This is a genomic window from Corynebacterium sp. KPL4072 (assembly GCF_037908395.1).
GTDB lineage: Bacteria > Actinomycetota > Actinomycetes > Mycobacteriales > Mycobacteriaceae > Corynebacterium > Corynebacterium kefirresidentii.
Genome location: NZ_JBBMGE010000003.1, coordinates 179,724 through 205,714 on the forward strand (window position 1 = coordinate 179,724; position 25,991 = coordinate 205,714).

The following is a 25,991-nucleotide window of genomic DNA, read 5'->3' on the forward strand; positions in this document are numbered from 1 at the left end:
TTAGATGTCCTTCCCGTTGCTACGCGCGATACGGACCTTCTTGCCGTTCTCGTCGAAACGGTAGCCCACGCGGGTCGGGTTGCCTTCGGAGTCAACGATCGCAACGTTGGACACGTGGATCGGTGCTTCCTGGGTAACGATTCCGCCGGACTCGGCGCCACGCTCGGCAGCAGAGTTTGCGACGTGCTTCTTGATGCGGTTAACGCCCTCTACGAGGACCTTGTCACGCTTTGGGTATGCCTCGATGACCTTGCCCTTCGCGCCCTTATCTGGGCCCGAAATGACGATCACCATATCTCCCTTATGGATCTTCATAAGACTAGATCACCTCCGGTGCGAGAGAAACGATCTTCATGAAACGCTTGTCACGAAGTTCGCGAGCAACCGGTCCGAAGATACGGGTACCACGAGGCTCGCTATCGCCCTTGAGAACAACTGCAGCGTTCTCGTCAAAGCGAATGTAGGAGCCGTCTGGACGACGGGTTTCCTTCTTCGCACGGACGATAACTGCCTTAACTACGTCGCCTTCCTTGACGTTGCCACCTGGGACAGCGTCCTTGACAGTCGCGACGATGACGTCGCCGATGCCAGCGGAGCGTCGGACAGAGCCGCCGAGAACGCGGATGCACAGCAGTTCACGTGCACCAGAGTTGTCGGCGACGCGCAGACGCGATTCTTGCTGAATCACTATGGGTCTCCTGACCTGGATTGATGTGCGGTAAGATTTCCGTCCTTGCCGCACGCGGTCTACAAACTTGCGATGCTCAAGCCTTGACAACGGACTGTGCCGAAGGGTCTCGGACCGGCGGTTCGGAAACGCACCACTACGGGCCGACCAGCTTTTGCAACCTATACATTCAACCACACGCCAGCGCCCATACCAAAACGCCGCTTAGTGATTACCGACGCCCCCTACCTCCACATATATTTCCGTCAGTACACCCGCTTACCCCTCGGCCTCTTATTTCGAATACTACGACACGCATAGGCTCCAAAATCATCGCCACAATCTGCACATATGAACCACACTTTAACAACGCTCAGTGCAAAGTCCATCGCGCAGCCATTCTAATGGTTTGATCTTTCACTGCTGTAACGCATGAGAATTACAGTTAACTTCTGATTTTCATGCAACAACTGCAAATTCTGTGACTACTGGTATTTGCCCGCGAAAGACGTTTCTTTGCTCTTTCCCATATTTCCCGAAGGAGAAACACATGAAGCGTTTGCCACAGACCCTGACTGCTGCTGTACTGACCGGCGCACTCGCCTTTGGCGGCGCAGCTATTGCCCAGGCTCAGATGCCACTACCGGCTTCCATCGAGACCAATGGCATTACCTACGACAAGCAGCCCGACGGCAGCTACGCACCACGCAACCGCTTTGAGAACCCAGCCGGCGAGGACACCGTACCTACCCTCACTGAGGATCAAGCTCGCGCCATCTGGGAGCGTCAGCAGTCAAAGGATGGTGAAAGCGCTGATCCTGAGACCCCTGGAAACGAGACTGACACTGAAGGCGCAGCCGACGCCGAGGGTACTGACTCCGAGAGCTCCAACAAAGAAGGTATCCCTGCTCCAGCTACGAAGAAGGACGCCGAGGGCAACGAGTGGTACCAGAGCCTGAAGGATCCGAAGGTTTACGTCAACGACCCAGCTCTGGTGAATGAAGAGATCACCGACGAGATGCGCAATTCTTACGCTGAGGCGTTCCTGTCTGAGGATTCGAAGCCTGAATTCGACAAGAATAAGCTGGCTTGGTTGGCACTGCCAGCTGCACTGATCATCGGTGGCATCACCTGGTACCTTTCCCAGGACGGCAAGACCTACGTCAAGGACGAGGCACGCAAGAACCAGGAACCGACCGCTGAGGAAAAGGCTGCTTCCGAGCAGATGCTGAACGCTAACAAGGACGAAGTTATCGCCCAGGTCGGTCAGCTCGCTAAGGGCGACGCTGCCCTGGCTGAGGTTCCTTCCGCACTATCTGCCCCGGCAACTGGCGAATCTGCAGACTCCGCACGTGACATGTCCGCTGAGACCGGCTCCAACTCCGTTGCACAGGCTCTGGCTGCTCTGGCCGTAGCTGCAATGGTTGCTGCTGGCGCTTTCACCGCACGCCGCAAGTTCTTCGCTTAAGCAAGAGCCTCCCTACTAGATAGGAAACTGAATTGAGACTTGCTGCGTCGGTCGGGCTTCGGTCCGGCCGGCGCAGCTTTTTGCTGTGGACTCCCTGGTGCATCGCAATTCGCTTGGGCTCCAAATGAGCTTTTGGCCATGGGAGCACAGTTGTTTCTAATACACTAAAGGCCGAACTGGGAAGAAGTATCTCTCAGTTCGGCCTTTGTTCTTTAGAGCTAGCTGGTTGTACTGGAAGGCTCCTCAGTGGATGCAGGTGTAGCTGCATGGCCAGTGGTTGGTGTGGATGCTGGCTCGAGCTTGGGATCCACGGTGAAGATATCGGTACCGGAGCCAATAAGTTCGCCGGGGCGGAAGGCCTCGGTAGGGATGACCGGGCCGGTCTTCTTCGAATTCGAGACAACCACCGGAGTGGTCACGGGAAGGCCGGCGGCCTTGATAGCGTCGATATCGAATTCGGCGAGGATATCGCCCCGCTTGACCTCATCGCCCTTGGTGACGTGGGAGGTGAAGTGCTCACCCTTGAGGTTTACCGTATCGAATCCGATATGCATGAGGATATCGATATTGCCCACCACTGAGTCCTTGGCACGAATGGCATAGGCATGGTGGGAGGGGAAAGTAACGGTGATTTTGCCGTCGGCAGGCGCAACCAGCTTGCCCACGGTGGGCTCGATTGCCACACCTTGGCCCAGCTTGCCACCGGCAAACATAGGATCGCTGACCTGAGACAGTGGCACGGCGGTGCCCTCCAGTGGGGAGAAGATGGTGCAGGCATCGTCGGCAGCTACCGCAGCTGGGGTGGCAGCGGCAGCCTGTGCCTCGGCTGCGGGAGGATTGACCTCGTCCGGGTCGATGGAGCCATTCTTCCGAATGAGCACGCGGCCGTAGAGGTACGCGCCCACAAAGGCAATCACGAAGGAGATGACACCACACAGGAGGAAGGTCGGCACGAAGCGGGGGACGGAGACGAAACCGATGAAGCCGGCGGCGCCGAGGGCATCGGCAAGCACGCCAAAGATGGCGATGAAGGCAGAGGAAACGGCGGACGCCGCCATGCCGATATAGAACGGCCAGCGCAAGCGAAGGTTTACGCCGAAGATAGCGGGCTCAGTAATACCGAACAGGGCGGAAATGCCGGAGGCACCGGCCAGCCCCTTGAGCTTTTCGGAGCGGGCCAGGAAGTATACGGCGAGCGCGACACCACCTTGGGCGATATTGGCCATGGAGGCAATCGGGAAGATAAAGGAACCGCCCTCGTTCCACAACATCGTCTCAATCGGCGGGAAAGATTGATGCAAGCCGGTAATCACAATCGGCGAATAGACAAGGCCGAAGAGGAAACCGGCCACTGGACCGGCAAAGTCATAGAGGTTAGCTAGTCCCATGCCAAGCCAGTCGCCGGCCGTGCGCAGGATGGGCCCCAAGCCCATAAAGGTTAAGAAACCGGTAATGAGCAGCGTGAGCAGCGGGGTAAGCATGAAGTCCACCGTGCCCTTGAGGTGCTTGTGCAGGAATTTCTCCAAGGTGGCGAGGATCCACGAAATCACCAAGATAGGAAGGATGGAACCTTGGTAGCCGGCCTGGGCGACGTCGAAGCCAAAGATATTCCAATAGGACATCTCGCCGCTTTCAATCGCTTCAGCCACGTTGTAACCGCTGACCAAATCCGGCATGACCATCGCCATAGCCATACCGGCGCCAAGGAACTCGTTGCCACCAAAGCGCTTCGTCGCGGTAAAGCCGACGAGGATGGGCAGGAAGGCGAACGGCGCGGCGGCGAGCAAATTAACTAGCCCAGCAAAGCCTTCCCACGCCGGGAACATCTCGATGACGGATTTATCGCCAAACAGGCCTTCGGCCGTCAAGACGTTATTGAGAGCCATGAGCAAACCGCCGCCCAATAGGATGGGGATGAGCGGCACGAAGATATCCGCCAAGACTTTGACGGCCCGGCTAAACCAGTTGCCGGATTCAGCAGCGATGTTTTTTAGACGGTCGGTGGATACGGCCACGTCCTTGGAAATCAGGTTGGTCATTTCCTGGAAGACGATATTGACGTCACCAGGGCCGACGATGACCTGGAACATACCGCCAGCCTCAAAGGTGCCCTTGAGATCGGGGTCATTATCCAGCGCGGCGGTATCCACCTTGTCCGAATCTTGCAGCACCATGCGCAGGCGCGTGGCGCAGTGCGCGAGTGCGATGATGTTGTTTTCGCCGCCGAGCGCCTTAAGCGTGCGGGCGGCTACTTCCTTGTGGTCCATAGAAGAGCCCTTCAGTGTAATGAATCACATCCTGATACCGGACGTGACTACTTATGTCCATTACAGCTGGAATTCGGGTCTAAGTCCACACATTCGGGCGGAGTGTTGGCAACTTCACCGGTGATAGGTACACCTACCCGCGCGGTTCCCACCCCTGCCACGGTGACTCGCCAAACACCGCGAACGAAGCAGCAATCCGACCACCCCCGGCATAGACCTCAACGGCGCAGCCATCCGCAATCAAGCGCATCTCACCATCCGGGCAGTCGATGGGTTCTCCGCCATTAAAGGAAATGGTCCCGTCGCGTTGGGTGACACGGAAAGCTTCATCCCCGGCGGCGTCGATAAGAGCAAAGGAACCTTCGCCCTTGATATCGATGGTGGAGCCAAAGCCTTCGCGCCCGTGGGTCTCCGGCAAGGCAGACCACAGCGGCTCTTGGTGCAAGTAGTCACCCTCAAGCCAGATGCGGCGTGGCAGGGTCAAGGTGTGCACCCAGCCTTGCGTCGGAGTGTCATCCTGGGCGGGCATGCCCATCCACCCCAGCAGGATGCCGTCCTCGGTAGCCTGCGGCGCATAAAACTGGGTGCCGTGATCCAAGAGTGTAAAGCCGCGCTCAATGTGAAAATCCAACCCTTCGAGCGTGCCCACGACATAGCCGCAGCGGTCCGTTTCTGCTTGCGGGCAAAAGATGAGTACCTGCTTGTCCCCTAGCGTGAGGAGATTAGGACACTCCCACATATATCCGCCCGGCAGCTGGGAAGGATCATCCAAAACAATCTCGCCCTGAAAGTCCCACTGCGCTAAGTCCTGGGAGCGGTAGAGAACAATGGTGCCGCGTTCATCTTCGGTTTGGGCGCCGATGACCATCCGCCAACCGTCACCGTCGCGGGTGATCTGTGGGTCACGGAAGTGGCCCGTATAACCCTCCGGGGAGTCCGGGATGAGGGGGTTATTCTCATCGCGGAGATAGATGCCGCCTTCAGGGCCCGAAGGGTCGAGGGCGCGCACGCGGTTCTGCGAGGGAATGCGGCGGCCGTCTTGTTTCAGGTTGCCTGTATAAAACAGCCAGACATCGGTGCCATCGACCACCGCGCCGCCCGAATAGCATCCATCCTTGTCATAGGGCAGATCCGGGTATAAGGCATCCGGGTGGTGTTGCCATGGCGTGGGCGCGGAAACACGTGTGGTCGCATGGCCCCAGCCGGTGCGCTTGGGCTGGCGCGGGAAGGCAGGGTCATGCTGGTAGTAAACATGCAAGGTATCACCGTCTACAAAGACACCATTGGGATCATTGAGGCGGCCTTGTGGTGGGGCAAGGTGAAAATTGGGCCGGTAGTTCATATCACCGATACTATGAAAATATGACTATTCATGTGTGCGGTGAAGGGCTCGTGGACCTCGTTCCAGTAGCCCCTGGCAGCTTGAACGACCACACCCCGGCGCTGGGCGGCGGGCCATTTAACGTGGCCATCGCAGCCGCGAGACTGGGGGCGGACGTAGAGTTCCAGTCCCGCCTTTCTACCGATGGTTTTGGCCAGGAACTCGTTGGCCGCCTTAAGTCAGAAGGCGTGACCACCACCCACCTGCAGCGTGGCGATGAGCCCACCACGCTAGCCGTCACGACCATCCATGAGGACGGCTCCGCTTCCTATAACTTCTATATCGAGGGCACCGCCGACCGCTTGGTTGAGCCACACTTGGTTCCGGCCGATATCGCGTGCTTTGGCACGGTCTCCCTTGCCCTTGAACCTGGCGCCTCCCGCTATGCGCAACTATTGAAGGATTTTGCCGCACAAGGTACCTTGGTCGCCCTCGATCCGAATATCCGCCCGTTCTACGCCACCCAGGAGCACCGAGAATTCCTAGCGGACCTGCTCCCCCACGTCACTGTGCTCAAGCTTTCCGACGAGGAGGTGGAATTCCTCGGCACCGACCTCATTTCCCAAGTCCCCGTCGTCGTAATTACCCGCGGCGGGGAGGGCCTTAGCGTTCAGGCCGGTGACACCGCACTACAGGTGCCGGCCGCAAAGGTCACCGTCGCCGACACCATTGGCGCCGGCGATACCATCATGGCCGCATTGTTGACCCAGATTGATGAGCGCGGGCTCGACGCCACCGCTTTGTCTGAACTAGGAGCTGCGGAGTGGAAGGAAATCCTGTCCTTCGCCGCGGCCGCCGCAGGGATCACCGTTTCACGCAAAGGTGCTAACCCACCACGGCGTGAGGAAGTAGAGTCAGCGCTATGACCTACACCAAGCGCACCCTGTGGCTGCACTCCGCGCTCTTTATCCTCGCGTTTCTCGCGTTTATCCTGCCCGTAGTCTTTGGCACCTCCGCTCTACTTCCTGTTTGGTTGACCGGCGGGCTGAGTCTGGGGCTAGCGGCTTGCGTGCTTGTCGACGCCGCCTATAAATTCTTCGCCCCTACCTCCCCTCGTAGCCTCCGCCTGCTCTCTGGTCTTGCCGGCCTCGTTCTGCTCATCGGCTGGGGCATCTGGGTCTATATCTACGGCAATATGGCGGCCGTGGGCACAGGTTCCTATCGAATCGGTACCTTTTTGCTCGGCGCGGGAAGCGTGCTCAATCTTTTTGTAGTGGCAATTTCCTTTCTAGATATACAAAGAAAGGTCAACTAGAGCGACTGGGCAACAGCCACAATTGGCAGGTTTCCACTAATGCGCCGCTACGACGCGGCGGGGAACAATGATGGGAGCATCGCCGAGCGGATCCTCCCAGGCTTCAGCCTCGATGCCATAGGCCTGCTCCAATACCTTCGGGGATAGCGCTTGTTTCGGCGCCCCGCGAGCGATAATTTTGCCGGCTTTCATCACCACCATGGAATCAGAATAGTGGCCGGCCAGCATGAGATCGTGCAGGACTACAACCACTGTTTTTCCCACCTGCGCCTGTGCGCGAGCCAACTCCAGCATGCGCATGGCATGGGCGGGGTCGAGAAAGGTCGTGGGTTCGTCGAGAAGCAGCACAGGCGTATCTTGTGCCAGTGCCAACGCCAGCCAGACGCGTTGGCGCTGCCCACCCGATAGCGAAGCGATATCACGATCGAGGAAGTCCACAATGTCGGTAGCCTCGCAGGCCTGCGCGATAGTCTCCAGATCCGTAGCGGAAAGGCCGCGCATCCTCCCCTGATAGGGATGACGCCCGCGCGCGACCAACTCGCCTACCCGTAGCCCATCGGGGGCCACGGGGTGCTGCGGCAGCAGCGCCACCTGCTGCGCGGCATCCTTCGCGGACAGCGCATGTAGGTCAGCTTCCCCGACCATGACGCTGCCCTGCCGCGGGGCCAGGATTTTCGAGAGAGTTTTCAGCAGCGTGGACTTGCCACAGCCATTGGGCCCAATGAGCGTGGTGACTTCGCCGGCACGGGCGTGCAGATCGACGCCGGCAAGGATGTCCTCGCCATCCTTATATCCCGCATGAATGCCGGTGGCGTGGAGACTGCACCGAGGCTTCGCGCTCGTGGGCTGTTTAGGCTGATTAGGCCGATTATTCGTCATATCTTTTCCTTCATCCACGTACGACTATCTAGCACCATCCGGCGCTGTGTTTGTCCGTTTCCCCCGCTGTGCCGCGGCGCAACGTTTAGCTGCGCCCGGCCGCATTCCACACCACTATCACCAAGGCGCAGCCGCCGATGACCGAGGAAACCGCACCCACCGGCGCGTTTACCGGGATAGCGCCAGCGATGACGGCGCACACGGTAAGCAACGCCGCGCCCGCGGCTGCCGATGCCAGCGGCGATGGCGTGGGGGTGCGCGCCACCATCCGCGCCAGGTGCGGCGCTAGCAGCGCGATAAACCCAATGGGTCCCACCACCGAGACCACCACGGCGCTGATACCGGTTGCCGCGATAAGCAGAAGAGAGCGCTGGCGGGAGATATTCACGCCCAGGGTGGTTGCGGAGGAATCATCATGGGCAAGCAACGGCAATTCCCGCGCGCACCAGATGCCTATAGCGAGAAACGGCGCTAATGCCGCCAACAGGGGGAGGATGACCTCCATGCGCACAAATCCAGTCGATCCCGCAAGCCACGTTTGCGCCTCCGCAGCGCGCAGGACCTGGGCGCTGCGCATCAAATACGCCACGATGGCCTGAAACAGCAGCGATAAGGCAATACCGACGATGACGATGCGGTTGCTCGTACCGATGCCACCAAGGGTGGCGAGGAGGAGGACAACGAGGAGGGCGCCGATCGTCGCCAAGCATGCCCGCCACCAAAACTCCGGGATGCCCTCAGCGAAACTGGGGCGCGAATGCACGGTGCCCAGGACCACCAGCACCGATGCCCCGCCGGTAACGCCTAAAATATCCGGCGAGGCGAGCGGGTTGCGGGCCATGGTTTGCGTCCAAGAACCGGCCAGACCGAGGGCGGTGCCCACGATGACGGTGGCGATAGCAACCGGCAGGCGCAAGTCCCACACCACCCTGATGTGGCTCTCGCTGCCGCCGCCGGTGAGGACATCGATGACTTGCCGTGGGCTCAGTTCCACGGAACCTTGCCCCAACAATACTAAGTACGCGATAAGGGCGATAAGGATAAATGCCAACGTGGAAGCGAGCACGCGCGCGTGCCGACGGCGTTGCTGCGCTGTTAAAATTGTGCTGATCGTGGTCATGCGTTTTACCCCCACGTTCTGCCCATTCCTCGGTGGGCACCCCAAATGAGGAAGGGTGCGCCCACTACCGCGAGGACGATGGACATCTCCAGCTCCGAGTTACCCACAATGAGGCGGCCGATGATATCGGCGGCAAGCACGGCACAACCGCCTAAAAGCGCGGAGGGCAAAAGCATGGTAGCAACGCTAGGGCCCACCACCCGCCGCACGATGTGAGGAATGGCAAAGCCGACGAAGGCAATGGGCCCCGTTGCCGCCGTTGCACTGCCGGCCAGCACCACGACGCTGAGCGCCGCGCCCACCCGCGCGGTGGTGGGGGACCCGCCCAAGGCGAGGGAGGACTCCTCCCCCATAGCCAAAAGGTCGAGGGGTCTGGCTGCCATCGCCGCGCACGCTAGGCCGATAACAAGCCCTATGCCCGCGATCGCGACGTCTTCTGGGCCGCGGCCAAAGGTGGATCCGATGGTCCACCGCCGCATGCTATCGAGGACGTCCGTGGAATAAAGGCCGATGATCATCGCGCCCGATCCCAAGGCGGCGGAGACGCCGGCACCTACCAGAACGAGCGTCAGAGGATCCTGAAACCGCCGCGATACGGCTAAGACCAGCAGCGTGGTAATACCCGCGCCAGCGAGCGCGAGGGTAGTCCGCATACCGGTGGAGGTAGCAATGCCGATGGCCGTGCCTATGGCAACAAAGAATGACGCACCCGCGGTAACGCCAATAAACCCTGGATCCGCCAGCGGGTTTCTGGTCCACGATTGCGCCAGTACACCGGCCACAGCAAGGGCCGCGCCGGCGAAATAAGCCAGGAAGGTGCGCGGCATGCGCAGGTTCCACACGATATCGTGGATATCCTGCTCCCCTGCTCCGTGCAGGGCGGCGATGACCTCCCCGGGCGGAATCGAGCGGGATCCTAGCGTCAAGGACGCCACCGCCAACACCAGACTGGCGAGGATGAGGGCAACAAGGAGCAGCTTGTGACTCTGTGCCCGCGTCATTACCGGTGCGGCGGCGCCGGTGGCGGTAGGACTATCTGCGGTGTTATCCGTCTGGATTTTTTGGCCGACTTTCGTGGTTGCTGACAATTACAGCTTCTCTTCAAACTTATCTACTGCCCAGGGGATGGTCACCGGGTTCGGCATACTCATGGCATTACCGGTATCCGTATCCAGGTAGCGCACGCGACCATCCTTGACAACGTCGAGGCCTTGGAAGGTCTTATCCTTCTTCAAGGCTTCGGAGGAACCGTTGTAGTCCAGGACAAAGAGGTAATCAACCTGGTTAAGTTTTGCGTAATTTTCTGGGGCAATGTCAACGAAGAAGCTGCTGCCATCGCCCTGCAAGGCATCGGGGATCTCCATGCCAAGATCCTCGATGAATTGTCCGCGCCCGTCCTCCTCGGTGTAGAGGCCGATTTTGCCGTCATAAGGCATGACGATGGCCGCAGATTTATCCTGCAATTCCGTGTGCTCGCGGCGGAATTCCTCGAAGGCCTTTTCGGTGTCATCGATAAGCTTATCGCCTTCGTCTTCCTTACCCACCGCGTCTGCAATGGTTTCTACCTGCTTTTCCCAGGGCACCTGCCAGTCTTCATAGCCATCTGGCTTGACGGTGGTAGGCGCGATGTCTTCCAGGGATTCCTTCGTATGCGCATCCACGGCCTGGTTCACCGCAATGATCTGGGTGGGATCTGCCGCGGTGATCTGCTCAAAGGTATCCGCGGTGAATCCGGTTGCGGTGTTATAAATCACCTCAGGCTTTGCATCGCCCAAAAGCTTCTCTGCCCAGGGGCCGACGCCGGAGGGATCGCCATCGCCCTCAGCACCCCACGGTGCCACCGCCACGGGAGTGATCCCCAGGGCAAGCAGCGTATCGGCGTCACCCAGGCCCAGGCTAGCCACCCGCTGCTCGCTGGAAGCGTCAGTAGCCTTAGCCGTTTCATCGCCTTCACCGCGGGAGCAGCCTCCTAAGGCTACGGCTCCGGCAGAAAGCACTGCTACTGCACCCAAACTACGACGGCCGAAAATCTTCACCAGGCTAGCCCTTTCAAGAAGGAGGAAAATAACTTTGCTTAGCCTATACCGCAAAGAGTAATTTAGGCAAGCCTTAGTTTATTATGAGTATATTAGACGCATGAACTCTTCCCCACAATCCGCCACGATGCGTCAACACGAACTCATCCCCGTTATTCTGACCGCTAATAAACGGATCCGGCCGCGCCTGCACCGCCTGACGTTTTATGCCGAGGCATTCCGGACATACATCCTCTCCGGACCCGATGAATTCTTTGGACTCGTCATGCCACAAGCCGGACAGGAATTTAGGCCCTTCCCCGTCGACGGCATAAACCTCCGCTCGGCGGTAAGCGCGATTTGCGAGGAGAGGCGGCCGGACCTGCGCTGGTATACCATCCGCGCGCTCCATTCAGAAGAGGCCACAGTCGATGTCGACGTGGTCACCCACGGCGATTCCGGACCTGGCTCGCGGTGGATTCGCCGCGCACGAGCCGGCGATACGGCGGGATTCTTTACGTGCAACGACTTGTGGCGACCAACCGAGTCGGCACAACTTCTAGTCGCCGATGCATCCGCCCTGCCCGCCCTGCGGCACATCTTGGCCTACCAAGAAAACCATAACCCGGCGATGCTTCGAGCCACCGACGTTATGGCCGTGGTAACCAGCGAGGACGAGGTAGAGCCGGGCCTTGCAACTCGGTGGGAGACGAGCGTCCGCAGCCTGCGCATCATTCATACCCAACCGCGTCAGGAGGCGGATGCTGTCGTAGCCGCTCTAAGAGCGGACTATGCCCGTGCGCCGGGGCCAGGGTACGTGTGGGCTTCCGGCGAGGGGGAGCTAGCAAAGAGCGTACGAGGCCTCGCGGTGAATGAGTGGGGCCTGGATACCACCGACGTCACGTGGGTTCCCTACTGGTTTTATGGAAGGGCCCGACCGTAGCTAAGCCCGAAAACGGCGAAGGCCCCTACCCCGAACCATTAGATTCGGAGCAGGGGCTGCGCTGGCTAGTTTTTACTTAGCCTTCTCGATGATCTCAACGAGACGGAAGTGCTTGTCCTTGGACAGCGGGCGGGTCTCAGCGATGCGTACGAGATCGCCGATGCCTGCGGTTTCTTCCTCGTCGTGCGCCTTAACCTTCTTGTTAGAACGCATGATCTTGCCGTACAGGGCGTGCTGCTTGCGGTCTTCCAGCTCGACAACGATGGTCTTGTTCATCTTGTCGGATACTACATAGCCGGTGCGAACCTTAGGAGCGCCCTTGACCTTCTCCTTCTTCGGAGTAGGTGCCTTCTTGGAATCAGTCACGTTAGCCTCACTCATGATTAAGCCTCAGCTCCCGGAGCAACGGACAGGCCCAGCTCGCGCTCGCGCAGAACGGTGTAGATGCGGGCAATGTCGCGCTTAACCGTGCCGATGCGGCGGTTGTTGGTCAGCTGGCCGGTGGCCTTCTGGAAGCGAAGGTTGAACAGTTCTTCCTTCGCATCCTTCAGGCGGGACTGCAGCTCAGCATTGTCGAGCTCACGGAACTCGTGGGCGGGGGTACCGGTTGCCATTAGAACTGGTCCTCCTTCTTGATGATACGGACCTTGCAAGGAAGCTTCTGGCCAGCGCGGCGCAGAGCCTCAATTGCAACGGCATCGTTCGGATAGCTCATCTCGAAAAGTACGCGGCCCGGCTTAACGTTAGCCACCCACTTCTCAACCGGGCCCTTACCGGAACCCATACGAACGCCGAGCGGCTTCTGGGTCAACGGACGGTCCGGGAAGATGTTGATCCACACCTTGCCACCACGCTTGACGTGGCGGTTGATGGCAATACGTGCGGCCTCAATCTGACGGTTGGTGATGTACGCCGGCTCGAGAGCCTGGATAGCGTAATCGCCGAAGTTGATGCGGTTACCGCCCTTGGACACGCCGCGACGGTTCGGGCGGTGCTGACGGCGGTACTTAACACGCTTAGGAATCAGCATGGATTAGCCCTCCTGCTTCTGCTGTGCACGCTGGCGGCGCTGGCCACCGCGGCGGGAGCGACCATTGCGGTCACGGCCACGGCCCTGTGCCGGAGCGTTCAGTTCGGACTCGCGTACGCCACCGACGACGTCACCCTTATAGATCCACACCTTGATGCCAATGCGGCCGAAGGTGGTGTGGGCCTCTGCGGTGCCGTAATCGATTTCGGCGCGAAGAGTGTGCAGCGGAACGCGACCCTCGTGGTAGCGCTCAACGCGGGACATTTCAGCACCACCCAGGCGGCCGGACAGCAGAATCTTGATGCCCTTGACCTGTGGCTGGCGCATAGCGGACTGGATAGCCTTGCGCATTGCACGACGGAATGCGACGCGGTTAACCAGCTGCTCCGCGATGGAGTGAGCAACCAGGGTTGCGTTTGCGTCTACCTGCTTGACCTCGAGGATGTTGAGGGCAACCATCTTGCCGGTGAGCTTTTCCAGCTCGCGGCGGATACGGTCAGCCTCAGCACCGCGGCGGCCAATCACGATGCCCGGGCGGGCGGTGTGAATGTCGACGCGGACGCGGTCGCGGGTGCGCTCGATAACGACGTCGGCAATGCCGGCGCGCTCGAGGCCCTTGTTGAGGTAGTTACGAATCTTGATGTCTTCGGCTACGTAGTTCGCGTAGTCCTTATCGGCGAACCAGTGGGTCTTCCAGTCGGAAGTGATGCCCAAACGTAGGCCGTGAGGATGGATCTTCTGGCCCATTACTTGGCCCCTTCCTGCTGGCTTTCGACCACCACGGTGATGTGGCTGGTGCGCTTACGAATCATGAATGCACGACCCTGTGCACGCGGCTGGAAACGACGCATGGTCGGACCCTCGTTGGCATAAGCCTCGGAGATGACCAGGGTACGTGGGTCGAGGCCGAAGTTGTTCTCAGCGTTAGCGGCTGCAGAAGCAACGACCTTAGCAACTGGCTTGGAAGCACCCTGCGGTGCGTACTTCAGGATAGCCAGGGCTTCGCTTACGGACTTGCCGCGGACCAGATCGAGCACGCGACGTGCCTTCATCGGGGTGACGCGGACGTAGCGGGCCGTGGCGGATGCGGAGGTGATGGTCTCACTCATCGCTTATCGACGTCCCTTCTTGTCATCCTTGACGTGACCCTTAAAGGTCTTGGTTGGTGCAAACTCGCCCAGCTTGTGGCCGACCATGGAGTCCTCGATGAAAACCGGCACGTGCTTGCGGCCGTCGTGGACGGCGAAGGTGTGACCGATGAAATCGGGGAGAATGGTCGAGCGGCGAGACCAGGTCTTGATGACCTGCTTGGTGCCTGCATCGTTCTGAGCATCCACCTTGTTGAGGAGGTGCTCATCGACGAACGGGCCCTTCTTAAGGCTGCGTGGCATTGTTTACCTCCTCTTAGCGCTTCTTGTTCGGGCGACGACGGCGCACGATCATGTTGTTGGAGTAACGGTTCGGGTTGCGGGTGCGACCCTCCTTGTGGCCCCATGGGGACACAGGGTGGCGACCACCCGAGGTCTTACCCTCACCACCACCGTGTGGGTGGTCAACCGGGTTCATTACGACACCGCGGACGGTCGGGCGAACGCCCTTCCAACGCATACGGCCGGCCTTGCCCCAGCGGATGTTCATCTGCTCGGCATTGCCAACCTCACCAACGGTGGCGCGGCAGCGGATATCCACACGGCGGATTTCGGAAGACGGCATACGCAGAACTGCGTACTTGCCTTCCTTACCCAGCAGCTGAATGGAAGCACCAGCGGAGCGAGCCAGCTTAGCGCCAGCACCCGGCTTGAGCTCAACAGCGTGGATGGTAGAACCGGTCGGGATATTACGCAGAGGCAGGTTGTTGCCAACCTTGATATCTGCATTCGGGCCGGACTCTACGATGGTGCCCTGCTTCAGACCCTTAGGGGCGATGATGTAGCGCTTTTCGCCATCAACGTAGTGAAGCAGTGCAATGTTTGCGGTGCGGTTCGGGTCGTACTCGATGTGAGCGACCTTTGCCGGGATGCCGTCCTTGTCGTTACGACGGAAGTCGATCAGACGGTAACGGCGCTTGTGGCCACCGCCGATATGGCGGGTGGTGATGCGGCCGTAGTTGTTACGGCCACCAGTCTTGCTCAGCGGGCGCAGCAGGGACTTCTCCGGAGTAGAACGAGTGATCTCGTCAAACTCAGAAACGGAGGATGCGCGGCGACCCGGAGTTGTCGGCTTGTACTTACGAATAGCCATAATTCTTCCTTTTCCTTTCGGCTCTCCGGTGACGCTTAAGCGCCGCCGCCGAAGACGTCGATGGAGTCGCTGCCTTCACGGAGCGTCACATATGCACGCTTGGTGGACTTACGCTGGCCGTAACCGGTGCGGGTGCGCTTACGCTTGCCTGCACGGTTCACGGTGTTCACGGAGTCGACCTTGACGTCAAAGATCTGCTCTACGGCATCTTTAATCTGGGACTTATTGGAGTCCGTGGAGACGTAGAACGTGTACACGTTCTGCTCCATCAGACCGTAGGACTTCTCGGATACAACCGGGGCGATGATGATATCGCGTGGGTTAGAAATCTTAGCCATTAGTTCTCCTCCTTATCCGCGCCGGTTGCGCGGTTGATGAAGGTGTGTAGCGCCTCAACGGAGAACACAACGTCATCGGAGTAGAGAACGTCGTAGGTGTTGAGCTGGCCAGCGTCCAGGATCTGAACGTTAGGCAGGTTATTAGCGCTACGACGAGCGTTGATGTCCTCGCGGCCGATGACCAGGAGCACGTTCTTGCGCTCGGTCAGGGACTCGAGGAAGGCCTTAGCCGACTTGGTGGACGGCTTCTGGCCCGGTACGAGCTCTTCGATGACGTGGATGCGCTCGTTGCGAGCACGGTCAGACAGTGCACCGAAGAGAGCAGCCTTGATCATCTTCTTAGGGGTGCGCTGTGCGTAGTCGCGCGGCTGTGGGCCATGGACGGTGCCGCCACCGGTGTAATGCGGTGCGCGGATTGAGCCCTGGCGTGCACGGCCGGTGCCCTTCTGACGGAAAGGCTTGCGACCACCACCGCGGACATCGCCGCGGGTCTTGGTTGCGTGGGTGCCCTGGCGTGCAGCAGCAAGCTGAGCGTTAACAACCTGGTGCATCAGAGCAATGGATGCCTCGGTGTCAAAGATTTCAGCAGGCAGGTCTACAGAGCCGTTGGTCTTACCCTCGGAAGTGTGGACGTCTAGCTTGAGGTTGCTCATGCGTGTGCACCGCCCTTCACTGCGGTCTTAACGGTGACGAGGCCGCCGCGCGCACCAGGGATAGCACCCTTGATGAGCAGCAGGTTGGACTCGGCATCGATTTTCTGAATCTTCAGGTTCTGGGTGGTCACGCGGTCCTGGCCCATACGGCCAGCCATGCGCTTGCCCTTGAAGACGCGGCCCGGGGTAGCAGCGCCGCCGATGCCACCAACGCGGCGGTGAGCGGCCTGGTTACCGTGAGCTGCGCCCTGGCCTGCGAAGCCGTGGCGCTTCATGGCACCAGCGTAGCCGTGGCCCTTGGTCTTGCCGGTGACGTCAACGAAGGTGATGCCCTCGAAGATGTCAACCTTGACCTCTTGGCCAACCTCATAAGCAGAGGTGTCGTCCATGCGGATTTCCGCAACGTGACGGCGTGGGGTTACGCCAGCCTTCTTGAAGTGACCACCAACCGGCTTATTTGCCTTGCGTGGGTCGATTTCGCCAAAGGCGATCTGGATGGCGCTGTAGCCATCGGTTTCGGGGGTGCGAATCTGGGTGACAACGCATGGCCCTGCCTCGACGACGGTAACCGGTACAACGCGGTTGTCCTCGTCGAAGACCTGGGTCATGCCGAGCTTCTTGCCCAGAATGCCCTTGATCTCGTTTTCACTCATTATTTGTTCTCCACCAAAGTCGCTTACTGGATGTTCACGTCGACGCTTGCCGGAAGATCGATGCGCATAAGAGCATCAACGGTCTTCGGGGTTGGGTCGAGAATGTCGATCAGGCGCTTGTGAGTGCGCATCTCGAAGTGCTCGCGAGAGTCCTTGTACTTGTGCGGAGAACGAATAACTGCGTATACGTTCTTCTCGGTTGGGAGCGGCACTGGGCCGACTACACGAGCACCGGTACGGGTAACGGTCTCGACGATCTTCTTTGCAGAAGCGTCGATAGCCTCGTGGTCATAGGCCTTCAGCCGAATGCGGATTTTTTGTCCCGCCACGCTTATCCTCTTCCTCGCTTCCCCACTTTCACATTCCCGGCGTTTCCGGGGCGTGAAGCGGTGGGAAATTGCTTCTCGATTTCTCTATAACGTTGTCCGGGCTTGGGGGCCTGACACAACGCCAGTGGTCTGACTGTCATGACGACCAAGAGTTGCGGTACATGGCAAGCGCCAGAACGCAGTGCTCTCGACGGGGTACAAGACCCGTGGTCAAAGTATTGTGAAGAGGACGGTTTTCACGCATTACACGTGGAGAGTGTCCAATTCGTCTACTGCCGCTGTTTATTTGCCATGCCCCTTCTCCGGTCCATCTTCTCGGGGTGTCACTGCTCTAACGCGGACCTAGCCCGATCGGATGACCTTCCAGTCAATGTTTCAAGTTCCCCTGAAACATGGCGACAACGAAGGTGTCATGTTCGCTTTACCAGCTCAGCGTCTCCCCGAGACTGCGCTTGACGACGTCCGTCGCTCGCACCACATCTCGGTTCTCGCTGCCCTGTTAAAGCAACCTTTGTATTTAAGCATGTTGGGCTGCGGTTTTTCAAGCCGCGTATTAAACCGTGCCAAAAATCACGTTTTGGAAAATTTTGTTGCCTCGCACCCCACACTCGGCTGAGAAGTATCTAAACTCGGAGGCAATGGCTGTGGACTCTTTGTCCTGCCTAGATAGTTGAATATCGCGTTCATGCATTACCCAATAAAGAAAGGCTCACTCGCCCATGTCTGAAAACAAGACCCCTGCACAAAACTCTGACAACCAGGTTCCCGCTTCCGAGGAGCGCGAGGTCAATAACAACCTGGAAACCCAGTACGGCACCACCACCATCGATGATGTCGTGGTCTCCAAGATTGCCGGCATCGCAGCCCGCGAGGTTTCCGGCGTGGATTCCCTGGGTGGCGGCGGCGCCCGCATGATCGGCAATATTCGCGAGTCTTTCGGTGCTTCCGAGGACGTCCGCCAGGGCGTAGACGTAGAGGTAGCAGAAGGCTCCGCCCGCATCGAGATTGCAATTACGGCTGAGTACGGCGTGGCCATCCACGAGCTCGCTGAGGCTATCCGCCGCAACATCATGAATGCTGTAGAGCGCATGACTGGCCTGAGTGTCGAGCGCGTCAACGTTGTTGTTCACGATGTCAAGCTGCCGAAAGATGAGTCCGAGTCTGAAGACCAGGCTGCTTTGAACCAGGGTCAGGCCTAAGCCCAATGCCTGAGCCCCGAGCACATTTCGAGCTCGAGGTAAGCCACGCCCACGCTATTGCACAGGCCGTCACGAAGGTCCGCGGCGTCGCTGCACTCGACGGCGGTTCGTTCAGTTCGGTGAGTTTGTACCTCCCAGGCGAGCGCATCGTCGGTATGCGGCGACCCAATCCGCGCGACGATCGCCACCTGCAGATCAACATCCGCGTCGATATCAGCGCGGCGCCGGACCTTTATGCCTTGGCAGAAGACATCCGGTCCGCCGCACGAGGGGCATGTCCCGAACTGCAGCGCATTGACGTTGAGTTTTCTGACGCCGTGGATGGCTTATCCGCTGCTCCATCGAAGGAATAGATATGAAAAATTACACCACTTTGGGCATCATTTCCGGCCTTATTCTTGCCTTCTTTTTGCACCTAGGTTGGGGTCCGACCCTGCTCGCCGTACTCCTTGCTGCCATTGGCGGAATCGTGGGAGCACACTTTGATGGCCGTATCGATCTCACCTCGGTGTGGAATGGCCTCATCGGTAAGGAGAAAGGCCAAGGTTAATGACAGATAGTTCCACTCAGGGCCACACGCGTATCTCGCTGCGGACCATGGAACGCATCGTTACCGCCGCGATCGCTAGCGTCCCCGGCACCAAGGCCATAGAGGCCAAGCTAGCGGGCATCGGCGGCCGCGGTTTTCCACGGGTCTCGGTCCAAATGGACTCGGAGCGCGAGGTAGCGGCCGTCAACGCCACTATCGGCGTAGTGTGGCCCTCGCCGGTTACTACGGTGGCGGAGCATACCCGCGCCGCCATTTCAGAAGCCATCGCGGCACATACCGGTTATTCCACTACACGCGTTAATGTCACCGTTGGCGGTTCCGTTCCGGGCAATCGGGTAACAGCGGCAGAAGTGGAGCAGCGCCAGGTTGCTGCTGCCGTCGCGCCGCACATCACGCCCTCGCCGGTCTGGCAGCCGGTCACTGCCGAGTCGGTCAACGTACGCAGCATTGCCACACCGCAGAAAACACCGGTGCGCAGCGTCACTGCCCCGGACTCCGACATCGCGGTGCGGTCCGTAAACACTCCGCGCGAGGCTGAGGTACGCAGTGTCTCTGCTGATCTCCCTGACCACCACCTGCGCGAAATCTCTTCCCCAGGTGAACATGCGCTGCGGCCTCTCAAAGAGCCTAAGCCGGTACACGTTCACAGCGTGGCGGCACCGCGCCCAGCCAAGCTGGTCCCCAGCGGACAGGTTCGCCCGCTGTCGCGAAAAGTACAGGTATCAGCTCCTCGGCCGCAGCCGCTGCGTGATATCGAGATCCGCCACGAGTGGACACCGCGCCGCGTGCAGACCCCTAAGTCCGTTCCTGCGCGAAAGGTACAAGCCCCTCGACCACAAGCACTCAAACGTATTGAGGTCACCCCGGCCAACCCTCGCCCACTGCACGTGGATGTGCCACGGCCGGAGCCGTTGCGCGCCATTTCCATAAACCCCTACCGCCCACAAGGAGGCAACCATGGCTGAACAGCACATGCCTGAACACTTTGGGCAGCAGCCGAAGGCGTCTCCAGCGGCGCGATCGTGGGCTGTGATTCTAGGGCTGCTTCTGATCGCCGCGGGCATCGTCGGCGTGCGCGAGACGTGGCTTGTAGGTTCTGGTTCCGATGCCCAATCGTGGGTACAGCCAGTACTTAACCTCATCGCCACTGAACAGCTGCAGACCTGGATGATTTGGGCCGGTGTCGCATCCATCATCGTCGGCCTTATCTTCCTATTTGCAACGCTAAAGACGCGCCGCACAACGCACCTGCAGCTGGCTTCCGATACCGCGTCCATGTGGATGCGGCCGGTAGATATCGCTCGCCTATCTTCGGCGACTGCTCGCCGCGTGCCGGGCGTTGCCTCCGCACAGACCTCAGCGGATAAAAAGACCGCTAAGGTCACCGTCAATGGTGATACCGACGATGCCGAGCTGCAGGGCCGAGTAGAGACCGCGGTTACGCAGTGCCTGGCGCACTTAAAGAATCCGCCACAGGTCACCGTAGCTGTAGAAAAGATTCCGGAGTTGGATAACAATGTCTAGAAAACTTGCTACTTTTGACCGTATCCTGCTCGGCCTGCTGGGAATAATCCTCATCGCTTTGGGCGTGTGGCCCATCCTTATCCACTTCAATGTGGAGTTTGCCAAGTACTTAGCCCTGTGGGTGGACCACGATGCGTGGAAGACGTTGGCGGACAATGACTGGTGGGTCTGGGCGCTGGCCGGTGGTTCCGCACTACTGCTTATCGTAGGCCTGTGGCTCGTGGTAGCTAACCTGCGCCACCGTCGCTTTAATAACGTGGAGTCTGCATCGTCTAATGACAAGGGATCTATCACGACGTCGATGAACGCTATTGCCGGTGCTGTGGCCCAGGATCTGGATGGAATTAAGGGCGTCGAGCACGTGGAGCGGCTCGTGGCTTATGACCGTGCCCGCCCTACCCTGCAGTACACGGTCACGGCCAATCCGGATACCCCGGTGGAGCGCCTTACTGGCGCCGTGGAGACCAATGAACGCGATTTCCGCGCGGCTTTCCCGGACGCGGATTTGGACACCATTTATAAACTGCAATTCAGCAAGGTTGGGCCTCTGAAGGACCTATCCGAATAGCGGGTTCGGGGTCTCTGCCACTAGGACCTCTTCAATGGCCCCCAAACGGGCCGATTCGCCGCCCCCGAGGATCACTTCCAGTTCCTCTCCGGGGCGGCATTTTTCTATTCGCTGCCAAGAATAATCCTGGCGAGTAACGCGGCGATTTTCCTTGGCAAATAGGTGTAACCCATGGTCAAGAACGCCAATGGCCCCGGAGAAGCGAAGAACAAAGACGAAATCGCCTAACTCCTGTCGCTTCAGGCCCTTGAGGTCTGGGCACGTAGTGCTCAACCGCATGAGGCTGGTAACCACGCCAAAGCGGTGCTCGAAGCCTTCTGTATCACGAATGGTAAAAGGCCGGCCGGGCCCGGTTGGGCGAATGGAATCATATGCCCATACCACGGGTTGAGCTTGTGGACGGCGCACGATGACGTGGGTGGGGGTGGCGGTAATGCGGTTAGTGGGGGCGTCGGCAAGCACCAGCCACTCCCCTTCCGCAATGCGTCCGTTATCCAAGGGCAGAAGCGGTGGATGCACGGCCGCTTGTCGCTGCAACTCCGCTACCAGCTCCGCATCGCTCGCACCCCAACCGATGCCCCGATTAGCCAGCATGGCAAAGAAGGTGGCGAGGCTGAGGTCGGGTTGGCCTTCCCAGGCGCGACGGAGGGACTCAAGAGTGGGATCGATGCGGGTGGGGTCATCCATATCCGCCAAGACTACCCAGCGCCGGCGACAGGCAAGCGGTCGGGGCGCGGGCGAAGATATTCACCCCCGAGTTAATTTCATTCAATTAAATAAATACTATAAGTGTTCAACAATCGCGAACGCCATATCCCCTGTTCATCGGCGCTTTATTGCACTATTTTCCCACCTCGCCACCTCCGCCAATACCTATCACGTTAAAGGGGATTTATATCACGGGGCTAATTCGATTGTGCCCCGCGCAACAGCTTATTAAATTGGTCACATACAACGATTTGCTCGTTGGAACCACATTTACATCCCGTTTCCTGCTTAACCACGCACGGAGAATCTCTATGACTAAATATCTGATCAAAAAGACCTTGGGCTGGTTACTCATGATCTTTTTGGCTACCAACCTCGCCTATCTCTTGGCGGCCAACTTCCTGGACCCACGGTCCAATTACATCGGCCGCCGCCCGCCGCTTTCGGCGGAGGAAATCAATAACCTTCTTGAGCCCTATAACCTCAGCCCCGATACCCCGCTAGTGCAACGCTGGTGGACGTGGCTGACCAATATCCTCACCAAATGGGACTGGGGCCAATCTCCAGTGGGCGAGGTGGTGAACTCAGAAATTAGCTACCGCATCTGGGTCTCCGCGCAGCTGCTCTTGCTTTCTACTATTTTGTCCATCCTCATCGGCGTGGCCGTGGGTGTTTATACTGCTTCGCGCCAGTACAAGACCGGCGACCGCATCTGGCAGGGCATTTCCATCATCGCAATGAATACCCACGTGGTGGTCGCTTCTATCGCTGTGGTGTGGGGCGCGCTCAAAATCAACGAGCTCACCGGAAAGAAAATTTTCTATGTCGTCGGCTCCCACTCGCTGGATGTGGAAGGCTTCTTCCCCAAGCTAATGGACTCCGCGCAGCACTTGGTTCTTCCCACTATTTCGCTGGTTTTCATTAGCTACGCCAGCTATCACATGACCCAGCGCACCTTGCTGCTGGATAACTTGGATGCAGACTATGTACGCACCGCTCGCGCAAAGGGATTGACCCGCCAGCAAGCCATTCGCAAGCACGCGCTGCGCACCTCCATCATTCCAGTAGCTACCTCGGTAGCCTTTTCCATTCCGGGTATTTTCACCGGTGCGGTGATGACTGAACGCATCTTTGGCTGGAACGGCATGGGCCAGTACTTCATCGAAACCATTAGCAAGAACGACGTCAACGGTGCAGCAGCCGTCGCCGCCTTTGGCGCCGCCATGACAGCCATTTCCGCGGTATTGGCGGACGTGGTCGTCGTTGCGCTTGATCCACGAGTGAGGGTGAGTTAAATGACCCCATCTAAAGACCGCAACTATTTCAAGCAGGAACCGCGCGGGGAAATCACCGCGCACAGCGAGGTCGCAACGGGGGACCCCTTCTCCCCGGCCGAGGCCGAGCAAGTAGCCACCTTAGAGCAGATGCCGCGTGGCACTTCGCGTTACAAGCTCTACCTGCGCCGCTTCTTCCGCAATAAGCTCGCTACCCTAGGCCTTATCATCCTGGTCTTTTTGATGCTGGCAGCCCTCTTCGGCGGCTTCTTTGCCAAGTGGGACTACACCGAACCGGACTTCCTCGCCCTGTCGGAGCCGCCGAGCCCCGAGCACTGGTTCGGCACGAATGATACCGGCAATGACCTCTACGCCCAGACCATTCACGGCTTAGGGAGGTCGCTAACCATCGCCATCGTGGTATCACTGGCCACCTTGGTCATCTCCGCTTTTGTCGGATCGGCCGCGGCCCTGTGGGGCGGAGTAGCCGAAAAGGCGGTGCTGGCGGTCATCCACTTTTTGCTGTCCATCCCTACCTTCTTGCTCATTGCGCTGGTGGTAGCGGATTCTGGTGGCGACTGGAAGCTACTCATCGTAGTCCTCATTGTCTTTGGCTGGATGTACCAGGCCCGCGTGATTTGGTCTTTGGCACTTACGGTGCGCGAGCAAGACTATGTCCGCGCAGCTAGCTACATGGGTGTTTCCAAGTTGCGGACCATCGTGCGCCACGTCATCCCAAATATTGGCTCGCTTCTTATCATCCAATTCGTCTTCGGCGTGGTGGGCACCGTGGGCTCCGAGACGGCCCTGTCCTTCCTGGGCTTGGGCGTCAAGCTTCCCGACGTCTCCCTTGGCACCCTCCTGCAGGGCGGCACCGCCGCTGTGCAGTCCTCCCCGTGGCTGTTCTACTTCCCTGCCGCAACCCTGACCTTGCTCACCGTGTCTATGGCCTTCATCGGTGATGGCCTGCGCGATGCGCTCGACCCCAACTCGAATTCCGGAGGCAAAGCATGACCTCGCCTGTCTTGTCCGTTAAAGACCTGCGCGTTAACTTCCCGTCCGAGGCCGGATCCGTCTCCGCGGTCCGCGGCGTAGATTTTGATCTCTACCCTGGCCGCACACTCGGCATCGTGGGTGAATCCGGATCCGGTAAATCAGTAACCTCCATGTCCATCATGGGCCTGTTGCCGGACTACGCAAAGATCACTGGATCCGTGAAATTCGAGGGCCGCGAGCTACTCGGCCTGAGCGATAAGCAGATGTCTGAGATCCGCGGCAACGGCATTGGAATGATCTTCCAAGACCCGCTCTCCGCGCTCACCCCGGTTTTCGATATTGGATCGCAGTTGGTGGAAGCCATTCAGGCCCATAGGGACGTCGGCAAGAAGCAGGCACTCAAAGAGGCTACGGAGTTGCTCGATCTCGTGGGCATCCCCGATCCACACCTGCGGTTGAAGTCCTTCCCACACGAGTTCTCGGGCGGCATGCGCCAGCGCGTCGTTATTGCCATCGCGATTGCTAATAATCCGCGCGTGCTCATCGCGGATGAGCCCACGACCGCGTTGGATGTGACCATTCAGGCGCAGATCCTGGACGTCATCAAGCTCGCGCAGCGCGAAACCGGCGCCGCAACCATCATGATCACCCACGACATGGGCGTGGTGGCAGAAACGGCCGATGATGTCATGGTCATGTACGCCGGCCGCCCCGTGGAGCGCGGCGATGTGGATACCATCTTCTCCCAGCCCCGCATGCCCTATACCGTGGGCCTGCTCGGCTCTACGCCGCGCCCAGATGTGTCGGCCGAAGAACCGCTCACTCCCATCGTGGGCAGCCCGCCAGTACTGGTGGATCTCAAGCAGCGCTGCCAATTTGCCCCGCGCTGCCCCGTGGCGCAGCCCGCCTGCTCCGAAGGCGAGCCACCGCTGAGCCCGCTGGACGATGCCCAGGGCCACGAGAGCGCCTGCCTGCGCGCACCCGAAATCCGCGACCGCAAAATCGGCGGCGATCTCATGTTCAAACCGCCACAGCTGGCCGATGATGTCATGGCTGGTATACCCCGCGATGAACGCCCCACCACCCTAGAAGTCACGGATCTGCGCAAAGAATTCCCGCTCACCAAGGGCGCATTAGTAAAGCGCCGGGTAGGAACGGTCAAGGCGGTTGACGGTCTCACCTTCGATATCCGCAAAGGTGAATGCATGGCCATCGTGGGCGAATCCGGCTGCGGTAAGACCACCACCCTGCTGGAAATCATGGACCTCAAACCCGAGCATGGCGCGGTGGTGCTCAACGGGAAAGACGCGGCCGGGATGAGCAACTCCGAGCGCCGCGCGGCCCGCAAGGACATCCAAATTGTCTTCCAGGACCCGATGAGCTCGCTTAACCCGCGTCTTACGGTTCGCGAGGTCATTGCCGAACCGCTCAATTCCCTCGGTTTTGATGGCGACGTGGATGCCCGCATCAATGAGCTCATGGGCCTGGTCGGCCTTGATTCCTCCCAGCTTGACCGCTTTCCTAGCCACTTCTCCGGCGGACAGCGCCAGCGCATCGGCCTTGCCCGCGCGTTGGCCACCAATCCCTCGGTTTTGGTGCTGGACGAGCCCGTCTCCGCGCTCGACGTCTCCATCCAAGCCGGCGTCATCAACTTGCTCGAAGATCTGAAGAGAAGGCTGGGGCTGTCCTACCTTTTCGTGGCCCATGACCTTTCGGTGGTGCGCCACCTCTCCGATAGGTTGGCTGTCATGTATAAGGGCCAATTTGTGGAATCCGGGCCGACCGACGAGGTCTTTGAAAACCCCCAAGCGGATTACACCAAGAAGCTACTGGAAGCTATTCCGATTCCAGATCCGGAGGCCGCCCGCAGGCGACGCAACCCCGATCCGGCCGATACATCCCCAATTTCACGAAAGTGACCCGCCGCACAGCA

At 59.2% G+C, this 25,991-nt stretch carries 33 protein-coding genes; 13 read left to right on the top strand and 20 right to left on the bottom strand.

Translation table 11 applies throughout. The features are described from left to right. Both rplX and rplN read right to left on the bottom strand, forming a co-directional pair. A complete protein-coding gene (gene rplX, locus WMP97_RS04630) occupies positions 1 to 315 on the bottom strand; it encodes a 50S ribosomal protein L24 (RefSeq protein WP_023027809.1) in 315 nt (104 codons plus the stop codon). 4 nt (positions 316 to 319) lie between these two features. After that, positions 320 to 688 (bottom strand): 50S ribosomal protein L14, encoded by a 369-nt coding sequence (rplN, locus tag WMP97_RS04635; protein ID WP_005322812.1) that lies wholly within the window; start codon positions 686 to 688, stop codon positions 320 to 322. Positions 689 to 1,217: 529 nt separating this feature from the next. Between rplN and WMP97_RS04640 the strand changes: the two genes are divergently transcribed. Further along, positions 1,218 to 2,135, top strand: a complete 918-nt coding sequence (locus tag WMP97_RS04640; RefSeq protein WP_023020564.1) for a hypothetical protein — start codon at positions 1,218 to 1,220, stop codon at positions 2,133 to 2,135. A 218-nt stretch (positions 2,136 to 2,353) separates the two neighbouring features. Here the strand turns inward: WMP97_RS04640 and WMP97_RS04645 are convergent, their stop codons facing one another. Further along, complete coding sequence (locus WMP97_RS04645) at positions 2,354 to 4,402, bottom strand: sucrose-specific PTS transporter subunit IIBC (protein WP_340439914.1); 2,049 nt, start codon at positions 4,400 to 4,402, stop codon at positions 2,354 to 2,356. Positions 4,403 to 4,535: 133 nt separating this feature from the next. After that, positions 4,536 to 5,744: a glycoside hydrolase family 32 protein gene (locus WMP97_RS04650; protein WP_023020562.1), complete on the bottom strand. Its 1,209-nt coding sequence runs from the start codon at positions 5,742 to 5,744 to the stop codon at positions 4,536 to 4,538. A 20-nt stretch (positions 5,745 to 5,764) separates the two neighbouring features. On the opposite strand from WMP97_RS04650, the gene WMP97_RS04655 reads away from it, so the two are divergent. Both WMP97_RS04655 and WMP97_RS04660 read left to right on the top strand, forming a co-directional pair. Continuing rightward, complete coding sequence (locus WMP97_RS04655) at positions 5,765 to 6,649, top strand: carbohydrate kinase family protein (protein ID WP_023020561.1); 885 nt, start codon at positions 5,765 to 5,767, stop codon at positions 6,647 to 6,649. Then, positions 6,646 to 7,038, top strand: a complete 393-nt coding sequence (locus WMP97_RS04660; protein WP_340439915.1) for a multidrug transporter — start codon at positions 6,646 to 6,648, stop codon at positions 7,036 to 7,038. The genes WMP97_RS04655 and WMP97_RS04660 overlap by 4 nt, the downstream gene beginning before the upstream one ends. A 36-nt stretch (positions 7,039 to 7,074) precedes the next feature. Here WMP97_RS04660 and WMP97_RS04665 read toward each other — a convergent pair whose 3' ends face one another. The 4 genes from WMP97_RS04665 to WMP97_RS04680 all read right to left on the bottom strand — a co-directional run bounded on the left by WMP97_RS04665 (position 7,075) and on the right by WMP97_RS04680 (position 11,073). Further along, the gene (locus WMP97_RS04665) at positions 7,075 to 7,917 is read right to left on the bottom strand and encodes an ABC transporter ATP-binding protein (RefSeq protein WP_340439916.1); all 843 of its coding nucleotides are present in this window, start codon (positions 7,915 to 7,917) and stop codon (positions 7,075 to 7,077) included. 85 nt (positions 7,918 to 8,002) lie between these two features. After that, entirely contained in the window at positions 8,003 to 9,037 is a 1,035-nt protein-coding gene (locus tag WMP97_RS04670; protein ID WP_239204649.1) for a FecCD family ABC transporter permease, read from the bottom strand. Positions 9,038 to 9,042: 5 nt separating this feature from the next. Further along, the gene (locus WMP97_RS04675; RefSeq protein WP_023020557.1) at positions 9,043 to 10,125 is read right to left on the bottom strand and encodes a FecCD family ABC transporter permease; all 1,083 of its coding nucleotides are present in this window, start codon (positions 10,123 to 10,125) and stop codon (positions 9,043 to 9,045) included. Then, a complete protein-coding gene (locus tag WMP97_RS04680) occupies positions 10,126 to 11,073 on the bottom strand; it encodes an ABC transporter substrate-binding protein (protein WP_301732275.1) in 948 nt (315 codons plus the stop codon). It abuts the gene before it with no gap. 100 nt (positions 11,074 to 11,173) lie between these two features. Between WMP97_RS04680 and WMP97_RS04685 the strand changes: the two genes are divergently transcribed. Further along, the gene (locus WMP97_RS04685) at positions 11,174 to 11,995 is read left to right on the top strand and encodes a siderophore-interacting protein (protein ID WP_316349432.1); all 822 of its coding nucleotides are present in this window, start codon (positions 11,174 to 11,176) and stop codon (positions 11,993 to 11,995) included. A gap of 72 nt (positions 11,996 to 12,067) precedes the next feature. On the opposite strand, the gene rpsQ is transcribed toward WMP97_RS04685, so the two are convergent. The 11 genes from rpsQ to rpsJ are packed head-to-tail and all read right to left on the bottom strand — an operon-like array spanning position 12,068 to position 17,239. Further along, positions 12,068 to 12,376 carry a 30S ribosomal protein S17 gene (gene rpsQ, locus WMP97_RS04690; RefSeq protein WP_023020554.1) on the bottom strand — a complete coding sequence of 103 codons (309 nt, stop codon included), beginning with the start codon at positions 12,374 to 12,376 and terminating at the stop codon, positions 12,068 to 12,070. Between the two features lie 2 nt (positions 12,377 to 12,378). After that, positions 12,379 to 12,609 (bottom strand): 50S ribosomal protein L29, encoded by a 231-nt coding sequence (rpmC, locus tag WMP97_RS04695; RefSeq protein WP_005322842.1) that lies wholly within the window; start codon positions 12,607 to 12,609, stop codon positions 12,379 to 12,381. Next, on the bottom strand, positions 12,609 to 13,025 hold the full coding sequence (gene rplP / locus WMP97_RS04700) for a 50S ribosomal protein L16 (RefSeq protein WP_023020553.1): 417 nt from the start codon (positions 13,023 to 13,025) through the stop codon (positions 12,609 to 12,611). The genes rpmC and rplP overlap by 1 nt, the downstream gene beginning before the upstream one ends. 3 nt (positions 13,026 to 13,028) lie before the next feature. Then, positions 13,029 to 13,772: a 30S ribosomal protein S3 gene (gene rpsC, locus WMP97_RS04705; RefSeq protein ID WP_023027807.1), complete on the bottom strand. Its 744-nt coding sequence runs from the start codon at positions 13,770 to 13,772 to the stop codon at positions 13,029 to 13,031. Further along, positions 13,772 to 14,134, bottom strand: coding sequence for a 50S ribosomal protein L22 (gene rplV, locus WMP97_RS04710; RefSeq protein ID WP_005276938.1), 363 nt, complete (start codon positions 14,132 to 14,134; stop codon positions 13,772 to 13,774). Before rplV ends, rpsC begins: the two co-directional genes overlap by 1 nt. 3 nt (positions 14,135 to 14,137) lie before the next feature. Beyond that, positions 14,138 to 14,416, bottom strand: a complete 279-nt coding sequence (gene rpsS / locus WMP97_RS04715) for a 30S ribosomal protein S19 (protein WP_005276936.1) — start codon at positions 14,414 to 14,416, stop codon at positions 14,138 to 14,140. Positions 14,417 to 14,429: 13 nt separating this feature from the next. Then, complete coding sequence (gene rplB, locus WMP97_RS04720; protein ID WP_023020551.1) at positions 14,430 to 15,266, bottom strand: 50S ribosomal protein L2; 837 nt, start codon at positions 15,264 to 15,266, stop codon at positions 14,430 to 14,432. Positions 15,267 to 15,301: 35 nt separating this feature from the next. Further along, a complete protein-coding gene (gene rplW, locus WMP97_RS04725; protein ID WP_023020550.1) occupies positions 15,302 to 15,604 on the bottom strand; it encodes a 50S ribosomal protein L23 in 303 nt (100 codons plus the stop codon). Further along, the gene (gene rplD / locus WMP97_RS04730; protein WP_005322847.1) at positions 15,604 to 16,257 is read right to left on the bottom strand and encodes a 50S ribosomal protein L4; all 654 of its coding nucleotides are present in this window, start codon (positions 16,255 to 16,257) and stop codon (positions 15,604 to 15,606) included. Before rplD ends, rplW begins: the two co-directional genes overlap by 1 nt. Next, positions 16,254 to 16,910, bottom strand: a complete 657-nt coding sequence (gene rplC, locus WMP97_RS04735; RefSeq protein ID WP_023020549.1) for a 50S ribosomal protein L3 — start codon at positions 16,908 to 16,910, stop codon at positions 16,254 to 16,256. The genes rplD and rplC overlap by 4 nt, the downstream gene beginning before the upstream one ends. Before the next feature lie 23 nt (positions 16,911 to 16,933). After that, the gene (gene rpsJ / locus WMP97_RS04740) at positions 16,934 to 17,239 is read right to left on the bottom strand and encodes a 30S ribosomal protein S10 (RefSeq protein WP_003848085.1); all 306 of its coding nucleotides are present in this window, start codon (positions 17,237 to 17,239) and stop codon (positions 16,934 to 16,936) included. A gap of 719 nt (positions 17,240 to 17,958) precedes the next feature. Here rpsJ and WMP97_RS04745 point away from each other — a divergent pair. From WMP97_RS04745 to amaP, 6 genes are read left to right on the top strand one after another with little or no spacing between them, the layout of a single operon-like run. Beyond that, positions 17,959 to 18,438: an Asp23/Gls24 family envelope stress response protein gene (locus WMP97_RS04745; protein WP_023020548.1), complete on the top strand. Its 480-nt coding sequence runs from the start codon at positions 17,959 to 17,961 to the stop codon at positions 18,436 to 18,438. Positions 18,439 to 18,443: 5 nt separating this feature from the next. Then, positions 18,444 to 18,791, top strand: coding sequence for a hypothetical protein (locus WMP97_RS04750; protein WP_023020547.1), 348 nt, complete (start codon positions 18,444 to 18,446; stop codon positions 18,789 to 18,791). Positions 18,792 to 18,793: 2 nt separating this feature from the next. Then, positions 18,794 to 18,988 carry a DUF2273 domain-containing protein gene (locus WMP97_RS04755; RefSeq protein WP_023020546.1) on the top strand — a complete coding sequence of 65 codons (195 nt, stop codon included), beginning with the start codon at positions 18,794 to 18,796 and terminating at the stop codon, positions 18,986 to 18,988. Further along, entirely contained in the window at positions 18,988 to 19,953 is a 966-nt protein-coding gene (locus WMP97_RS04760) for an Asp23/Gls24 family envelope stress response protein (RefSeq protein WP_023020545.1), read from the top strand. The genes WMP97_RS04755 and WMP97_RS04760 overlap by 1 nt, the downstream gene beginning before the upstream one ends. After that, positions 19,946 to 20,512, top strand: coding sequence for a DUF6286 domain-containing protein (locus WMP97_RS04765; protein ID WP_023020544.1), 567 nt, complete (start codon positions 19,946 to 19,948; stop codon positions 20,510 to 20,512). The genes WMP97_RS04760 and WMP97_RS04765 overlap by 8 nt, the downstream gene beginning before the upstream one ends. Continuing rightward, positions 20,505 to 21,080 (top strand): alkaline shock response membrane anchor protein AmaP, encoded by a 576-nt coding sequence (gene amaP / locus WMP97_RS04770; protein WP_023020543.1) that lies wholly within the window; start codon positions 20,505 to 20,507, stop codon positions 21,078 to 21,080. The genes WMP97_RS04765 and amaP overlap by 8 nt, the downstream gene beginning before the upstream one ends. Here amaP and WMP97_RS04775 read toward each other — a convergent pair. Continuing rightward, positions 21,069 to 21,767: a hypothetical protein gene (locus tag WMP97_RS04775; protein WP_023020542.1), complete on the bottom strand. Its 699-nt coding sequence runs from the start codon at positions 21,765 to 21,767 to the stop codon at positions 21,069 to 21,071. The two genes, amaP and WMP97_RS04775, sit on opposite strands and share 12 nt — an antisense overlap. A gap of 332 nt (positions 21,768 to 22,099) precedes the next feature. On the opposite strand from WMP97_RS04775, the gene WMP97_RS04780 reads away from it, so the two are divergent. Genes WMP97_RS04780 through WMP97_RS04790 form a run of 3 tightly spaced genes read left to right on the top strand, consistent with a single transcriptional unit; the run spans position 22,100 to position 25,977 of the window. Then, positions 22,100 to 23,083: an ABC transporter permease gene (locus WMP97_RS04780; RefSeq protein WP_086589068.1), complete on the top strand. Its 984-nt coding sequence runs from the start codon at positions 22,100 to 22,102 to the stop codon at positions 23,081 to 23,083. Further along, positions 23,084 to 24,076, top strand: coding sequence for an ABC transporter permease (locus tag WMP97_RS04785; RefSeq protein ID WP_239204665.1), 993 nt, complete (start codon positions 23,084 to 23,086; stop codon positions 24,074 to 24,076). Continuing rightward, positions 24,073 to 25,977, top strand: a complete 1,905-nt coding sequence (locus WMP97_RS04790) for an ABC transporter ATP-binding protein (protein ID WP_340439917.1) — start codon at positions 24,073 to 24,075, stop codon at positions 25,975 to 25,977. The genes WMP97_RS04785 and WMP97_RS04790 overlap by 4 nt, the downstream gene beginning before the upstream one ends. Positions 25,978 to 25,991 lie beyond the last annotated feature (14 nt).

What these genes read in the sequence shown, in the direction of transcription:
- rplX (WP_023027809.1), bottom strand. Translation starts at nt 315, where the DNA reads ATGAAGATCCATAAGGGAGATATGGTGATCGTCATTTCGGGCCCAGAT.
- WMP97_RS04640 (WP_023020564.1), top strand. Translation starts at nt 1,218, where the DNA reads ATGAAGCGTTTGCCACAGACCCTGACTGCTGCTGTACTGACCGGCGCA.
- WMP97_RS04645 (WP_340439914.1), bottom strand. Translation starts at nt 4,402, where the DNA reads ATGGACCACAAGGAAGTAGCCGCCCGCACGCTTAAGGCGCTCGGCGGC.
- WMP97_RS04650 (WP_023020562.1), bottom strand. Translation starts at nt 5,744, where the DNA reads ATGAACTACCGGCCCAATTTTCACCTTGCCCCACCACAAGGCCGCCTC.
- WMP97_RS04655 (WP_023020561.1), top strand. Translation starts at nt 5,765, where the DNA reads ATGACTATTCATGTGTGCGGTGAAGGGCTCGTGGACCTCGTTCCAGTA.
- WMP97_RS04660 (WP_340439915.1), top strand. Translation starts at nt 6,646, where the DNA reads ATGACCTACACCAAGCGCACCCTGTGGCTGCACTCCGCGCTCTTTATC.
- WMP97_RS04665 (WP_340439916.1), bottom strand. Translation starts at nt 7,917, where the DNA reads ATGACGAATAATCGGCCTAATCAGCCTAAACAGCCCACGAGCGCGAAG.
- WMP97_RS04670 (WP_239204649.1), bottom strand. Translation starts at nt 9,037, where the DNA reads ATGACCACGATCAGCACAATTTTAACAGCGCAGCAACGCCGTCGGCAC.
- WMP97_RS04685 (WP_316349432.1), top strand. Translation starts at nt 11,174, where the DNA reads ATGAACTCTTCCCCACAATCCGCCACGATGCGTCAACACGAACTCATC.
- rpsQ (WP_023020554.1), bottom strand. Translation starts at nt 12,376, where the DNA reads ATGAGTGAGGCTAACGTGACTGATTCCAAGAAGGCACCTACTCCGAAG.
- rpmC (WP_005322842.1), bottom strand. Translation starts at nt 12,609, where the DNA reads ATGGCAACCGGTACCCCCGCCCACGAGTTCCGTGAGCTCGACAATGCT.
- rplP (WP_023020553.1), bottom strand. Translation starts at nt 13,025, where the DNA reads ATGCTGATTCCTAAGCGTGTTAAGTACCGCCGTCAGCACCGCCCGAAC.
- rpsC (WP_023027807.1), bottom strand. Translation starts at nt 13,772, where the DNA reads ATGGGCCAGAAGATCCATCCTCACGGCCTACGTTTGGGCATCACTTCC.
- rplV (WP_005276938.1), bottom strand. Translation starts at nt 14,134, where the DNA reads ATGAGTGAGACCATCACCTCCGCATCCGCCACGGCCCGCTACGTCCGC.
- rpsS (WP_005276936.1), bottom strand. Translation starts at nt 14,416, where the DNA reads ATGCCACGCAGCCTTAAGAAGGGCCCGTTCGTCGATGAGCACCTCCTC.
- rplB (WP_023020551.1), bottom strand. Translation starts at nt 15,266, where the DNA reads ATGGCTATTCGTAAGTACAAGCCGACAACTCCGGGTCGCCGCGCATCC.
- rplW (WP_023020550.1), bottom strand. Translation starts at nt 15,604, where the DNA reads ATGGCTAAGATTTCTAACCCACGCGATATCATCATCGCCCCGGTTGTA.
- rplD (WP_005322847.1), bottom strand. Translation starts at nt 16,257, where the DNA reads ATGAGCAACCTCAAGCTAGACGTCCACACTTCCGAGGGTAAGACCAAC.
- rplC (WP_023020549.1), bottom strand. Translation starts at nt 16,910, where the DNA reads ATGAGTGAAAACGAGATCAAGGGCATTCTGGGCAAGAAGCTCGGCATG.
- WMP97_RS04745 (WP_023020548.1), top strand. Translation starts at nt 17,959, where the DNA reads ATGTCTGAAAACAAGACCCCTGCACAAAACTCTGACAACCAGGTTCCC.
- WMP97_RS04750 (WP_023020547.1), top strand. Translation starts at nt 18,444, where the DNA reads ATGCCTGAGCCCCGAGCACATTTCGAGCTCGAGGTAAGCCACGCCCAC.
- WMP97_RS04755 (WP_023020546.1), top strand. Translation starts at nt 18,794, where the DNA reads ATGAAAAATTACACCACTTTGGGCATCATTTCCGGCCTTATTCTTGCC.
- WMP97_RS04760 (WP_023020545.1), top strand. Translation starts at nt 18,988, where the DNA reads ATGACAGATAGTTCCACTCAGGGCCACACGCGTATCTCGCTGCGGACC.
- WMP97_RS04765 (WP_023020544.1), top strand. Translation starts at nt 19,946, where the DNA reads ATGGCTGAACAGCACATGCCTGAACACTTTGGGCAGCAGCCGAAGGCG.
- amaP (WP_023020543.1), top strand. Translation starts at nt 20,505, where the DNA reads ATGTCTAGAAAACTTGCTACTTTTGACCGTATCCTGCTCGGCCTGCTG.
- WMP97_RS04775 (WP_023020542.1), bottom strand. Translation starts at nt 21,767, where the DNA reads ATGGATGACCCCACCCGCATCGATCCCACTCTTGAGTCCCTCCGTCGC.
- WMP97_RS04780 (WP_086589068.1), top strand. Translation starts at nt 22,100, where the DNA reads ATGACTAAATATCTGATCAAAAAGACCTTGGGCTGGTTACTCATGATC.
- WMP97_RS04785 (WP_239204665.1), top strand. Translation starts at nt 23,084, where the DNA reads ATGACCCCATCTAAAGACCGCAACTATTTCAAGCAGGAACCGCGCGGG.
- WMP97_RS04790 (WP_340439917.1), top strand. Translation starts at nt 24,073, where the DNA reads ATGACCTCGCCTGTCTTGTCCGTTAAAGACCTGCGCGTTAACTTCCCG.